Genomic DNA, 13,703 nt, shown 5'->3' with positions numbered 1-13,703 from the left:
AGGGTAGGTCTCCGGAAGGTCAGGTAAACGCCCCGCTCCATGACAAGTTCTGACAGGTTCTCACCAGGACAGGCGGGTTCCGGTCAGGGGGTGCGCGGGATCACCGAGACGGCGGGCCCGGTGTAGTCGGCGGACGCCGAGGGGGTCGCGCCACCGCTCTGTTCCAGCCCGGTCGAGGTGGGCGCCGGCACGGGCTCCTGGCGGTTCGAGGACGCGCCCCGGTAGACCGCCGTGAAGGCCAGCGCGACCATGCCGATGCCCATCACGAGGGCGAGCAGCCAGGCGACGGGGCGGTGCCAGCGGACCTGCTTGCCGTACGGGCCCGTGCCGCCGTAGCGATCCTCGAGGACGTCGGGGTCGTCCAGCTCGTCGAGGTCGGGATCATGGCCGAAATCGCCGTGTCCCTCGGAGCCGTACCCGTCGTCGTAGCGCTCGCCTCTGGTGTGGGCGCGGCGCGCCTCCGCTTCGGAGGCCTCGGCTCTCGCCTGTGCGGCGGCAAGGAGGCGTTCCACGGCGGTCGGCTCGTGCACCACGGCCGCGCGTACGAAGGCCTCGTCGAAGACCACGGAGGCGAACTCTTCGTCCGACACCCCGCGGTCCTGGTCGTCGTCGGGCTCCCAGCCGTCCTGGAACGGCGTGCCCCCCACGTCCTCCGGCACGGATCCAGAGTAGACCTGGGGGGTCAATTTGGGCAGACGGTATGGAAATTCATCCGCCGGTTGAGACGGCGTTCACGGGGCTCCGCACGGCGCGCGCCCCACCGGTCCGCCCCTGCCGCACGCATATGCGCTGCCGCACCTGGTCACGCGGGAGGCGCTCAGCGGCGCACGTGCCCGTCGCCGGTCACGATGTACTTCGTGCTGGTCAGCTCCGGCAGGCCCATGGGGCCGCGGGCGTGCAGCTTCTGCGTGGAGATGCCGATCTCCGCGCCGAAGCCGAACTGGCCGCCGTCGGTGAAGCGGGTGGAGGTGTTCACGGCGACGGTGGTCGAGTCGACCAGCTGGGTGAAGCGGCGGGCGGCCTGCTGGGAGGTCGTGACGATGGCCTCGGTGTGGCCGGAGGTCCACAGCCGGATGTGCTCGACGGCCTTGTCCAGGGAGTCCACGACGGCCGCGGCGATGTCGTACGACAGGTACTCCCGCTCCCAGTCCTCCGCCGTCGCCTCGACGACGGTCGCCTTGGAGTCCTTGGCGAGGGCCTGGACGCGCTCGTCGGCGTGCACGGTCACCCCGGCGCCCGCGAGGGCCTCCAGGGCGCGGGGCAGGAACTCGGCGGCGATGTCCTGGTGGACCAGGAGGGTCTCGGCGGCGTTGCAGACGCCGACCCGCTGGGCCTTGGAGTTGATCAGGATCTCGACGGCCATGTCGAGGTCGGCGGCGGCGTCGACGTAGACGTGGCAGTTGCCGGTGCCGGTCTCGATGACCGGGACGGTGGACTCCTGCACGACCGTGTTGATCAGGGAGGCGCCGCCGCGCGGGATGAGCACGTCGACCAGGCCGCGGGCGCGCATCAGCTCGCGGACGCTGTCGCGGCTCTCGCCGGGGACGAGCTGGATGGCGTCGGCGGGCAGCCCGGCCCCGCCCACGGCGTCGCGCAGGACGCGCACGAGGGCGGTGTTCGACTGGTAGGCCGAGGAGGAGCCGCGCAGCAGGGCGGCGTTGCCGGACTTCAGGCAGAGGGCGGCGGCGTCGACGGTGACGTTCGGGCGGCCCTCGTAGATGATCCCGACGACGCCGAGCGGCACGCGGACCTGGCGCAGGTCGATGCCGTTGGGCAGCGTGGAGCCGCGGACGACCTCGCCGACCGGGTCGGGCAGCGCCGCGACGTCGCGCACGTCGGAGGCGATGGCGCGGACCCGCTCGGGGGTGAGGGTGAGCCGGTCGATCATGCCTTCGCTGATGCCGGCCTCGCGGGCCTTGGCGACGTCCTTGGCGTTGGCCTCGACGATCTCGCTCGTACGGACCTCCAGCGCGTCCGCGATGGCGAGGAGCGCGTCGTCCTTGTCGGCCCGCGGCAGCGGCGCGAGGCTCGCGGCGGCGGCCTTGGCGCGGTAGGCGGCCTCGGTGACCGGGGACATCGAGTCGTACGGAGAGAGCGTGGTCATGAGGGAAGCGTAGTGCGCCGGGCGGATCCGTTCATCGTTCGTTTCACACCCCGAGACACCCCCGGGGCGCTCCCGAGACGCCTCCTGGACCAGGGTGGGCCGGGTCAGAACGGGTGGACTCCGACCGGGGACGCCGGTGGCGGTCCGTACCCCTCGGCGATGCGCTGGTGGTAGGTCGCGCGGTCGATGACCTCAAGGCCGACGATCTCCCAGGGCGGCAGTCCGGCGGTCTGCCGGTGTTCGCCCCACAGGCGCAGGGCTACGGCGGCCGCGTCGTGCAGGTCGCGGGCCTCCTCCCAGTAGCGGATCTCCGCGTGGTCGACCGCGTAGCGGCTGGTCAGGAGGAAGGGATGGTCGTGGGCGAGCTGTTCCAGGGCGCGCCGTACCTCGGGGAGCGGGGCCTCCCGGCCGGAGACGCTGAGGGTGACGTGCCACAGGCGCGGGATGTCGGCGGGTTCCTCGCCCTGGAACCGGTCACCGGCCGCCACGCTGGTCAGGGCGCGCTCGTCACCGGCCGCGCGGGAGCCTGCACCACCACGGGACGCCGTGGCCCCAGGGCGCACTCGTCTCACGACGCCTCCTTTGCACAGTGGTGCTCCTGCGGAATATTGCCCTGGGACAAAGTTCAGCAGGCCGCGGGAGATCGCGTGGCGGTTTTGCGGAACGTCCACCACCGGGGGCGGATGTTTCGGCCCATTACGGGTGGAGGACCACCAGGTCGTCCCTGTGTACGACCTCGCGTTCGTACGCGGGCCCGAGTTCGCGGGCCAGCTCGCGGGTGGAGCGGCCGATCAGCCGGGGGATCTCCTTGGCGTCGAAATTGACGAGCCCCCGGGCCACGGCCCGTCCCGTGGCGTCCCGCAGTTCGACCGGGTCGCCGGCGCTGAACTCGCCCTCGACGGCGGCGATCCCGGCCGGCAGCAGCGACTTGCGGCGGTCCACGACGGCCTGGACGGCACCGTCGTCCAGGGTCAGCGCGCCCTGCGGGGTGGACGCGTGCTGGAGCCAGAGCAGCCGGTCGGCGGAGCGCTTGCCGGTGGGGTGGAAGAAGGTGCCGGTGTCCTCGCCGGTCAGGGCGTCGGCCGCGTGGATGGCGCTGGTGAGCACGACGGGCACACCGGCGCCGGTGGCGATCCGGGCGGCCTCGACCTTGGTGACCATGCCGCCGGTGCCGACGCCGGCCTTGCCCGCGCTGCCGATCTCGACGTGCGCGAGGTCGGACGGCTCGCGCACCTCGGCGATGCGGGACGTGCCGGGCCGCGCCGGGTCGCCGTCGTAGACCCCGTCCACGTCGGACAGCAGGACCAGCAGGTCGGCGTGGACGAGGTGGGCGACCAGGGCGGCGAGGCGGTCGTTGTCGCCGAAGCGGATCTCGTCCGTGGCGACGGTGTCGTTCTCGTTGACGATCGGGAAGGCGCCCATCGCCAGCAGCTTGTCGAGGGTGCGCGAGGCGTTGCGGTGGTGGGCGCGGCGGCTCATGTCGTCGGAGGTCAGCAGCACCTGGCCGACGCGGACGCCGTAGCGGGCGAAGGAGGCGGTGTAGCGGGCGACGAGCAGGCCCTGGCCGACGCTGGCGGCGGCCTGCTGCCGGGCGAGGTCCTTGGGGCGGCGGCGCAGGCCCAGCGGGGCGAGTCCGGCCGCGATGGCACCCGAGGAGACCAGCACGATCTCCCGCTCCCCGCCGCTGCGGATCTTGGCGAGCACGTCGACCAGCGCGTCCACGCGGTCCGCGTCCAGGCCGCCCGAGGCGGTGGTCAGCGAGGAGGAACCGACCTTGACGACGATTCTGCGGGCCTCGCCCACGGCCTGTCTTGCCCCTGCCACGTCCCCGTCCGCCCCTCGCGTCGATTCGGTCCCTCACCAGGAAATCTACGGGACGGCGAGACCCGGCGCGGCGCCGGTCCACGCTACGGACGGTGCCGCCCGCGTCACGGACGACGGCCGCGTAGGAGTTCCGTCCCGGCCGAAGACAGGAACGCGATCTTCCGCTACGGTCCGACGTCACAGCGGGCCGACAGGCTCCCTACGCTCCGGCGACACGCGCGTGTCGTCAGGAGGTCGCCGCGCGTTAACCCGTACGGCCGACCTGCGCCGACACCCGACGCTCCTGGAGTGACCGCAGTGCCCGTACCTCTCCCCCGTCCACCGGTCCTGCTGAAGGGGCTGGTCACCCTCGTCCTGGCCGCCGCGTTCGCCGCACAGGCGGTCGCGGCGCTGCTGCCCCACGTACCGCTGCTGCTCGCCGCGACCGCCGTCTCCCTGGCCACCGAGGGCGCCCTGCTGCGGTGGCAGCGCGGGGTGCTGTCGCTGTTCGCCAAGTCGCACGCGGACATCACCGTGCGGCACGTCCTGCGCGATCTGCTGCTGGTCGTGGGCCTGCTGCGGCTCGGCGAACAGGACCGGGAGACGGTGTACGTCCCGCTGGTGGCCGGGCTGCTCGCCTTCTACGTACTGCACTGCGCGATCCAGGCGGTCTCCGTCCTGGTGCGCCGGACCCGCACCCTGCCGGTGGTGACCCGGAACATCGACGCCTCGGCGCTGCGGCTGTCCCCGGCCCCGGCCCTGCTGCTGCGCCGCCCCGGCCACCGGCTGCTGGTGTTCGGCCTGCCCGCGACGGCCGGGCTGCTGGCCGCCGCCCCGGGCGACGAGCCGGTGTACGCGGCGGTCGGCATCGCGCTCTCCCTCCTCCTCGCGCTGACCGGCCTCGGCGCGCTGCTGCTGCGGCTGCTGCCGGGCCGCCGCCCGGCCGGCGAGCAGGAGGTGCTCGACTGGTTCGACGCGTGGCTGGCCGCGTACCGGCCCACCGTCGGTCTGTACTTCTCCGGCGGCGCCGCCTCGGCCTATCAGGCGAACATGTGGCTGGAGCCCCTCGCGCGGGGGGACGGCAGGCCGGTCATCGTGCTGCGCGAGCGGTTCATGACGCAGAAGATCGCGGCGACGGACATCCCGATCGTGTGCCTGCCGAAGGTGTCGACGCTGATGCGGCTGGAGCACTCCACGCTGCAGGTCCTCGTCCACCCGTCGAACTCCGGCAAGACCTCCCAGGTGCTGCGCATCCCCACGATCAAGCACACCTTCGTCAACCACGGCGAGAGCGACAAGCTGTCCTCGTGCAACCCGTACGCGAAGGCCTACGACGAGGTGTGGGTGGCCGGGCCCGCCGCGCGCGAGCGGTACGCGCTGGCCGAGGTGGGCGTCGAGGACAAGGACGTGGTGGAGACCGGCCGCCCGCAACTGGACGCCGTACGGCCGTACGCGGGCCCGCCGGCCGGCGCCTGGACGACCGTCCTGTACGCGCCGACCTGGGAGGGCTGGGACGGCAACCCCGGCAACACCTCGGTGATCGCGGCCGGCGAGAACCTGGTGCGGGCGCTGCTCGCCGACCCGGGCGTGCGGCTGCTGTACAAGCCGCATCCGCTGACGGGGTCGGTGGACCCGCGCGCGGGCGCGGCCGATCTGCGGATCCGGGAGCTGATCCGGGCGGCGAACCGGGAGCGGACGGGGCCACGCCCCTCGGGCGACGCCGGACTCGACCGTCTCACGCGGGAGCTGGACCGCCTCACCACGACCGACTTCCGCGCGGGGGCCGACACGGTGGAGCGCATGCGGGTGCAGTCGGCGCCGGAGCCGGGCCGGGCCGAGGCGGTGGCGCGGGCGACGGCGGCCTGGGAGGAGGCGTACTGGGCCTCGCTGCCGGAGGGCGAGCACCAGATCATCACGGACGTCCGGCCCGCGCTGTACTCCTGCTTCGACGTGGCCGACCTGCTGGTCAGCGATGTGTCGAGCGTGATCAGCGACTTCCTGGCGAGCGAGAAGCCGTACGCGGTGGCGAACACCAGCGGGCTGAGCGAGGACGCGTTCCGTACGGCGTTCCCGACGGTGGTGGCGGCGACGGTGCTGTCGCCGGACGCGGGCGGGGTGCCGGCCCTGCTGGAGGCGGTCCGGCACCCGGAGAAGGACGAACTGGGCGAGGCACGGGCCGCGTTGAAGCTGCGGCTGCTGGGCCCGGCCGAGCCGTCGTCGCAGGAGCGGTTCGACACGGCCGTGCGGGAGCTGTGCGGCAGGGCCCTGGAACACCGGGAACGGGTGGCGGAGCGGCTGACGGCGGAACTGCCCGGCCAGCGCACGGAGACGACGCTCCCGGCCGCACCGCGCTGAGCGGCCGGTACGGATGCGGGACGAACGCGGGGGCCGGGCGAAAGCCGGCCCCCGCGCCCGTGTTCACGCCGCCGACCGCACCTCACGCGGCGTCAGCACCCGCCGCGCCTTGCGCACCGCCCGGCGTACGAACGTGTGGGCGCCGCCCTCGCGGTAGCCCGGGAAGGCCCGGGCCTCGCGCGGCTCGGCGAGGTACACCGAGTCGGGGATGCCGGCGTCGCGGTCGCGGAAGTGCGGGTAGGCCAGGTAGACGCGGCGGCCCTTGCGCTCCAGGAGCGCCGCCGCCTGCTTCTTGGCCTTGACGAACTTCACGACCTCGACGAGCAGCTCGGGCCGCTGCTCGGCGACCAGATGCAGCCGCAGCCGCTCGTGGACCCTGAGGCGCTGGGCGGCTCCCTCGGTCCAGTGGGCGTCCAGCAGAGGCTTGGCCAGCTCGAACTTGTGCCGACGGATCTCCTCGCTGTCCGTGAGGTACTTGGGCCCGAACTGCGGCAGCAGCGTGACGAGTAACGGCCGCAGCATGAGCTGGTCGCGCCGGCCACCCGCGGGGACATGCTCGGCGATGAGGTTCATCAAGGCCCGCGCGGAGTCGAACCGCAGCGCGTAACTGCCGCTCTTGGTCACGTGCTTGCCGTCGTCGCGGCCGACCAGGTAGTAGCAGGTGTGGTCGGCGACCACGGAGACGCCGTCCGCCCGCAGATACGCCTCCATGGTGAACAGCGCGTCCTCGCCGGTGAACAGCGACTCGTCGAACCGCATGCCGTGCCGGTCCAGCAGCTCGCGGCGGAACAGCTTCTGCGCGCTGAGCGTGAACTTGATGTTGGAGGAGAAGACGTCGGTCCGCTCCACCGTCTTGCCCCACATGGACTTCGGCGCGGAGCGGTTGACGCCCTCGACCTTGCCGAGGACGACGTCCGTGCCCGCCCGGTCGGCCATGGCGACCATCCGCTCCAGGGCCTCGGGGCCGAGCCGGTCGTCGGCGTCGAGGAAGAAGACATAGCGCCCGGTCGCCTTGCCCAGGCCGACGTTGCGCGGGCCGCTGGGGCCGCCGGAGTTCTCCTGACGGATCACCAGGACGTTCATGGGTGCGCGCGCGGCGAACTCCTCCAGGTACTCCCCCGTGCCGTCCGTCGATCCGTCGTCCACCGCGATGACCTCGACGCGCGTCGGATCGATGGTCTGTGCCTCGACGGACGAGAGGCACTCGATCAGATACGGCATCGCTTCGTACGCCCCGATGATCACACTCACATCAGGCTGCGCAACGGTCACGTTTCCCCCTAGTCAATGGGATATTCCCCCCGTATCGCCTCATTCGCTACTTGGTAGACGGGTGATCAGGGCAAGCGGTTGCCTCGCACGCACGTGTTAGTGGGACAGGTCACACGATGAATCGACAGGCGGCGGGCACGCGAAAGGGCTCGGTCCCCGAGGAAGGTCTTCCTCGGGGACCGAGCCCTTGATCAGCCGGTGGGTCAGCCCGCGCCGACACCGTCCGTGTCACCGGCCGCGGCCGCCCGCTGCCCGGGCACGGCGTTCGCCAGCTCGGCGTCGGCCTCGGGGTCGACCTCGGCATCGGCCAGGGCGGCCGCCACCCGTGACTCCTGGCCGACGTTGCGCGTCTCGGCCTTGAGGGCGAGGTCCGCGACGGCGGTGTTGAACTGGACGAGCGAGGTCGGCTCGTCCGGGCCCAGCAGGTACTGCTTGAGCTCCTTGCGGTCCTCGGCCAGCGGATCGGCGGCCCGGTCGCGGACAGCGGCGAGCAGCTCGGGCAGCTCGGCCGCGCTGTTGGACAGGATCACCGCGGCGCGCACCGCCGTGTTGTTCCGCTTGAACTCCTCGACGCCCACCTCGGCGGAGTCGGTGACCGCGTACGGCTTGCCGCTCGCGATGAAGTCGGAGACCACGCTGGAGATGTCGGAAACCATCGCGTCGGAGACGTTGAAGCAGTCGTACAGCCGCGGGTCGGCGCCGGTGATGACGCGGTGCTCCCAGGCGGGGAAGGAACGCCAGTAGGCGTCGTTCCACTCGCGGCGCAGCCGGGCGACCTCCTCGTGCCGGGCGATGTCGACCTGCCCGTCACGGGTGGCCTCGGCCTCGTCGCGGCGCTCGCCGCCGGAGCCGGACAGCTGCGCGAGCCGGGCCTCGATACGGGCCAGCTCGGCCTTGGCGTCGGCCTGGACGGCCGTGTCGGCGGCGAAGCGCGTGTCGAGGGCGCGCTCGGCGGCGGCCTTGCGCACCAGGGCGGTGATGCGCTGGTGGGCGGCGCCGGCCTCCTTGCTCACGTTGCCGGTGAACGGGTGCGGCTTGTACAGGACGCGGACCGGCGGGTCGGCCTGCACGAGCTGCCGCACGATGTTCTCGCCGGCCAGGACGACCGAGGTGTTGCCCGGGTTGCCGTCCCAGCCCTCCCAGGTGGGGGCGTAGAGCACGGTCGGGATGCGGCCGTCGGGCACGCCCTGCCAGGTCTGGATCGGGGCGAGCTGGGGGCGGCCGACCTCGACGATGTCGTCGTCGCGGACACCGACGTCGGCGATGGCGTAGCGGTCGCGGCCCGCGCGGCCGGCCGTCCACACCTCGTCGTAGACCTTGCTGTACGGGTTGACGCTGGCGAGCTTGTCGCTGTCGCCGTGGCCGATGAAGACGTGCTTGATCGTGGGCACGCGCAGCATGTGGATGTTCTTGCCGACGTTGGCCGCGTAGAGCGCGACCCGCACCGTGGACAGGTCCATGTTCATCAGGTGCACCCCTCCGGGCACGCAGACGACCGGGACCGTGGTGGGCGCCAGATTGTTCAGGATGGCCCGCTCACGCAGGATGATCAGCGGCTTGGAGTCCAGGTTCTCCATGGTGTCCAGCCACATGTTGACCTGGTAGGCGGAGTCCTTCGAACCGGAGAAGTACAGGACCGTCTCCGGCTGGTACTCGCCCAGCCAGTCGTCGACGGCGGCCAGGACCGTGTCGGCCTTCGGCGGGATCTTCCGGCCGCGCACGAACGGCACGAGCGCCAGCACGTACAGCACGCCGAGGGCGACCGTGATGCCGATGCCGACGAAGCCGACGAGAGCGGACTTCACCTGCGCGGCGAGCAGGATGCCGGCGACCGCGAAGAGGTCGATGTGCAGCATCTTCTCGGCGGAGCGGTGCAGCAGCTTGCGCGGCGGGGCGTCCGGGATGCGGATGCGCGACTTCAGGTCGACGTTGCGGGTGGCGACCGGCATACGGCGGCGGTTGCGGATCAGCTGCACCAGCGCGCCGTGCGGGGCCTGCAGACCGTAGAAGGCGATGAAGCAGGCGATCGCCCCGTAGTAGATCAGGTTGTCCGCGAGGGACAGCCGGGCCAGCAGCAGGACGAGGAGGAGCTGCCGGATCAGGAAGCGGATCGACAGGCCCGCCCGCACCTTGCTGAGGCGGTTGATCAGATAGCTGCTCTTGCGGTGCAGATAGTGGTCCGCCAGGTACGTCACGGCGGCCGCTGCCGCGAAGGCGGGAACGCTCGGGACGAGCGCGGCCAGCATGAGGGCGGGGTAGCCCGCCATCATGAGGACCGCCGCGGCCAGCTGGGCCGCACTGCCCACCCGGGCGACGCGAATAGCGGTGGATATCACGGAGAAACCTGCTCTTGGGAGGGGTGTGCCGGTCTGGTTCGGAATTGCGGCTGGTCTGTGAATATTCGCGGGACGGTATGGATTCAGGCCCCTGCGAACTCTCCTGTCGACGAACGTCGTGAACAGGAGACCGCAGAGGCCTGAATTACCGGGGTCTATTTGGCGGCAATTATTACACGCCGTCCTGCCGGTCCAGAACCGTGGCGAGCGCCTGCTCGAAGCCGGACGCCCGGGCCGCGCCGGCCGTCGGGTCCTGCTGGCGGACGTCGATGACGTGGCCGGTCAGCTCGGACAGCAGCACGTCGAGCGAGGTGCGGGCCACGGCCTCGGACGACAGCAGGGAACCCGAGGGCTCCTGGCCGAAGGCCTTGGTGCGCATGGGGGTGGCGGTGCGCTCGGGGTTGATGCAGTTGACGCGGACACCATCGCCGGCCCACTCGTCGGACAGGGCCTGGGTGAGGTTCACCATGGCGGCCTTGGTCGAGGAGTACAGGCTGTACTCGGCGCGGCCGCGGGTGTAGCTGCTGGAGGTGTACAGCAGCAGCTGGCCCTTGGTCTCGGACAGGTACTTGTACGAGGAGCGGGCGATCTGGACCGGGGCCAGGTAGTTGACCTTCAGCGCCTCCTCGATGGTGGCGTTGTCGGTCTCGGCGAGCTTGCCTATGCGCAGCACGCCCGCGGTGTTCACCACGTAGTCGATGCGGCCGGTCTCGGCGTACGCCTTGGACAGCGCGTCGTCGACCTCCTCCGGGTTCTCCACGTGGGTGCCGGTGGTGGAGCGGCCGAGCGCGTAGACCTTGGCGCCGTAGGACTCGGCGAGCTCGCCGATGTCCTTGCCGATGCCGTAGGAGCCGCCGAAGACGACCATGGTCTTGCCGGTGAGGAGCTCGCGGTAGGCCTCCTCGGAGACCTGCTCCGGCGCGGCGGTCGAGGCGAGCTGGAAGAGCTTGTCGGCGATGAAGACGTCGACGGGCTGCGTGACCTTCATGTTGTACTCGTCACCCGCGACGACGTGGATCGGCACGTCCGGCAGGTACTTGAGCACGACGGAGCAGTCGTCGGTGGCCTGGAAGTTGGGGTCGTTCGAGGCGACCTCGTAGGCACGCTTGATCGTGGACAGCTTGAAGGCCTGCGGGGTCTGGCCGCGGCGCAGCCGGGAGCGGTCCGGGATCTCGGTGATGAACTCGCCGTCCTCGCCGTGCGTGCGCGTGACGATGATGGTGTCCGCGGACGGGATGGCCACGTCGACGGCCTGGAAGCGCTCCAGCGCGACGACGCAGTCGTCGATGACGCGCTGCGACAGCAGGGGGCGCACGGCGTCGTGGAAGAGGACGTTGGCGTCCTCGCCCTCGGCCAGGCCCTCACCGAGGGCGGCGATGGCGCGCTCGGTGGTCTCGTTCCGCGTGGAGCCGCCCTCGATGACCTTCGAGACCTTCTTGAATCCGGCCTTGGCCACGATCTTCTCGACGTCGGGCACGTAGCCCTGCGCCATCAGCACGATGACGTCGTCGATCGAGTCGGCGTTCTCGAAGGTGGTCAGCGTGTGCTCGATGACTGCCTTGCCGGCGATCTTCAGCAGCTGCTTGGGGATCGACAGACCAACGCGCTGACCGGTACCACCAGCCAGGATCACTGCGGTGGTACGGGGCTTGGCTATGTGCTGGGACACAGGTGACCTACCTCGGGGCGACAGGGAACTTGGAAATGGTCCCACTTGTGGTTACCGCAGTGCAAGGTGAGCGACCTTCGCCACATATGTGCGCGCAACCTGTCATTCACCTGGGAGTGCCGGTGATTGGTGAGACGACTCCGTGAAGACCCTCGAAATGCGCTGTGAGTAACTCCACAGGAGCACAGCGGCGTCAGAGCCGCGTGAGACCGCGGCGACAGGAGGGCCTTCACCAGTTCCTTGAGCGATGTCGGGGACGATGTCTGGTGCACGGTACGCGTCTTGGCGGCGGCGCGTCGCACCCGAGGGCCGTGTCAGTCGTCACGGGCCGGTCTTCACCTTCCCGGGCACGGGGCGGCACGCGTTCTTCATAAGCGTCGGCGCATCGTCGCGGACAAGTCGAATACCGCTCGTTCAGCCGCCCATTGCCGCGGAATTATCGGTAAAGATTGCGCAGCATTTCGATCTCGGTCGGGGTAAGGGAAGAGACGGAAGAGCCCGGGACTCCGATGAGTCCCGGGCTCCCGTCCGGCTCCCTGCTCAAAAGGCCGTCAGACCACCTCGACGCCCGGCCGGCCCGCCTCGACCCGCAGCTTCGCCAGCGTGCTCGGCACCGAGGTCGGCTGCCGCACGGTGTCGACCACCCTCACCTGCGCGTCGATGCCGTCGCGGTCGATGTCGAAGAGGTGGTAGCCGCGGTGGGCGTCGAGCAGCTTCCAGTGCGGGTTGTCGGGGCGGCGCGGGTCCCACTCCCTGCGGAACGCCTCCTGGTCCTGGTCGCCGTTGCTGGAGATGGACGTGCCGACGAACTCGGCGCCGACGACCGCGGAGTCCGGGTCGGCGTAGTCCTCCTTGAGGTCGCTGATCATCGTCAGATGCCGGTCCCCGGAGAGCACCACGGGGTTGCGGACCTGCTTGAACTCCTGGGAGAACTGGTTGCGTTCGGCCTGGTAGCCGTCCCAGGCGTCGTAGAACCAGAGCTTGCCCTCGCCGACCTTGAGGTCCGTCTCGGCCATCATGATCTGGGAGGCGATCAGGTTCCAGCGGGCGGGCGAGTCCTTGAGCCCGTCGAGCAGCCACCGCTTCTGCTGCGCGCCCAGCATGGTCAGCGACGGGTCCTGGGCGCCGGCCTGGCTGGTGGCCTGGTCGCTGCGGTACTGCCGGGTGTCCAGGACGTTGAGCCGGGCGAGGCGGCCGAACTCCAGGCGGCGGTGCATCCGGATGTGCGGCCCGTCGGGGACGGCGGTGGCGCGGACCGGCATGTGCTCGTAGAAGGCCTGGTAGGCCGCGGTCAGCCGGGCCACGAACGCGTCGTGCGGCTGTTTGTCGGGGTCCTGCGGGATCTCGCCCGCGAAGTCGTTGTCCACCTCGTGGTCGTCGAAGCTCACCACGAAGGGCGCGCCCGCGTGCATCGCCGCGAGGTCCGGGTCGGTGCGGTACTGCGCGTACCGGTTGCGGTACTGGACGAGGCTGAACGGCTCACCGGTGCCCTCGTGCCGCCGCAGGGCCGTCGCCGAGGGCGTGGACTCGTAGATGTAGTCGCCGACGAAGACCACGATGTCGGGGTCCTGATCGAGCATGTCTGCGTATGGCGTGAAATAGCCGTGCTGCCAGTTCTGGCAGGACGCGAGAGCCATGCGCAGGGAGCCACCGGAGCTGTGCGGGTGGGGCGCGGTGCGGGTGCGGCCGACGGGTGAGAGCTGCCCGCTGGTGCGGAAGCGGTACCAGTACCTGCGGTCCGCGCGCAGCCCGCGTACGTCCACGTGAACGCTGTGCCCGTACTCGGGCCGGGCCTGGGCGGTGCCCCGGCGGACGAGCTTTCTGAACCGGTGGTCCTCCGCAAGCTGCCACTCCACCGGCACCACCCGGTCGGGCATGCCCCCGCCGTTCAGCGGGTCGGGGGCGAGCCTGGTCCACAGCACTATGCCGTCAGGCAGCGGGTCACCTGAGGAGACGCCGAGGCTGAACACACCGTCGGGGAGCGGCGTCTCGGCCGCGCGGGCGGCGGCCGGGAGCCACAGCTGGGCGGAGGCGGCGGCGCCGAGCACCGCGGCGCCGGCGGTCAGAAAGCGGCGTCGGTCGGGCGATCCTGCTGTCATCGGCTGACTCCCTTACCTCGCTGGCCACATGGACTCTGGGAAGCTTCACGCTCGCGGGCGACCCG

General features: G+C 71.0%; 9 protein-coding genes. 1 reads left to right on the top strand and 8 read right to left on the bottom strand.

All coding sequences use genetic code 11. From position 1 onward, the window contains the following. Positions 1-83: 83 nt before the first annotated feature. The 4 genes from NNW99_RS25530 to proB form a co-directional block, all read right to left on the bottom strand. Positions 84-686 (bottom strand): hypothetical protein, encoded by a 603-nt coding sequence (locus tag NNW99_RS25530; RefSeq protein ID WP_215121449.1) that lies wholly within the window; start codon positions 684-686, stop codon positions 84-86. A gap of 131 nt (positions 687-817) precedes the next feature. Then, positions 818-2,104 carry a glutamate-5-semialdehyde dehydrogenase gene (locus NNW99_RS25525; RefSeq protein ID WP_215121448.1) on the bottom strand — a complete coding sequence of 429 codons (1,287 nt, stop codon included), beginning with the start codon at positions 2,102-2,104 and terminating at the stop codon, positions 818-820. Between the two features lie 104 nt (positions 2,105-2,208). Continuing rightward, positions 2,209-2,667 carry a hypothetical protein gene (locus NNW99_RS25520; RefSeq protein WP_215124455.1) on the bottom strand — a complete coding sequence of 153 codons (459 nt, stop codon included), beginning with the start codon at positions 2,665-2,667 and terminating at the stop codon, positions 2,209-2,211. 133 nt (positions 2,668-2,800) lie between these two features. Then, positions 2,801-3,928, bottom strand: coding sequence for a glutamate 5-kinase (proB, locus tag NNW99_RS25515; protein WP_215121447.1), 1,128 nt, complete (start codon positions 3,926-3,928; stop codon positions 2,801-2,803). 297 nt (positions 3,929-4,225) lie between these two features. Here proB and NNW99_RS25510 point away from each other — a divergent pair, with 297 nt between their 5' ends. Beyond that, complete coding sequence (locus tag NNW99_RS25510) at positions 4,226-6,262, top strand: hypothetical protein (RefSeq protein ID WP_215121446.1); 2,037 nt, start codon at positions 4,226-4,228, stop codon at positions 6,260-6,262. A gap of 63 nt (positions 6,263-6,325) precedes the next feature. Here NNW99_RS25510 and NNW99_RS25505 read toward each other — a convergent pair whose 3' ends face one another. From NNW99_RS25505 to NNW99_RS25490, 4 genes are all read right to left on the bottom strand, one after another. Next, positions 6,326-7,534 (bottom strand): glycosyltransferase family 2 protein, encoded by a 1,209-nt coding sequence (locus tag NNW99_RS25505; protein ID WP_215121445.1) that lies wholly within the window; start codon positions 7,532-7,534, stop codon positions 6,326-6,328. A 203-nt stretch (positions 7,535-7,737) separates the two neighbouring features. Next, positions 7,738-9,840, bottom strand: coding sequence for a CDP-glycerol glycerophosphotransferase family protein (locus tag NNW99_RS25500; protein WP_215124454.1), 2,103 nt, complete (start codon positions 9,838-9,840; stop codon positions 7,738-7,740). A 202-nt stretch (positions 9,841-10,042) separates the two neighbouring features. Next, complete coding sequence (locus NNW99_RS25495; protein WP_215121444.1) at positions 10,043-11,539, bottom strand: bifunctional cytidylyltransferase/SDR family oxidoreductase; 1,497 nt, start codon at positions 11,537-11,539, stop codon at positions 10,043-10,045. A gap of 551 nt (positions 11,540-12,090) precedes the next feature. Beyond that, the gene (locus NNW99_RS25490) at positions 12,091-13,638 is read right to left on the bottom strand and encodes an alkaline phosphatase (protein ID WP_215121443.1); all 1,548 of its coding nucleotides are present in this window, start codon (positions 13,636-13,638) and stop codon (positions 12,091-12,093) included. Positions 13,639-13,703 lie beyond the last annotated feature (65 nt).

The organism is Streptomyces sp. CRCS-T-1 (assembly GCF_024442335.1).
Taxonomy (GTDB): Bacteria; Actinomycetota; Actinomycetes; order Streptomycetales; family Streptomycetaceae; genus Streptomyces; species Streptomyces koelreuteriae.
This window is presented reverse-complemented; position numbering and strand designations above follow the sequence as displayed.

What these genes read in the sequence shown, in the direction of transcription:
- NNW99_RS25525 (WP_215121448.1), bottom strand. Translation starts at nt 2,104, where the DNA reads ATGACCACGCTCTCTCCGTACGACTCGATGTCCCCGGTCACCGAGGCC.
- NNW99_RS25490 (WP_215121443.1), bottom strand. Translation starts at nt 13,638, where the DNA reads ATGACAGCAGGATCGCCCGACCGACGCCGCTTTCTGACCGCCGGCGCC.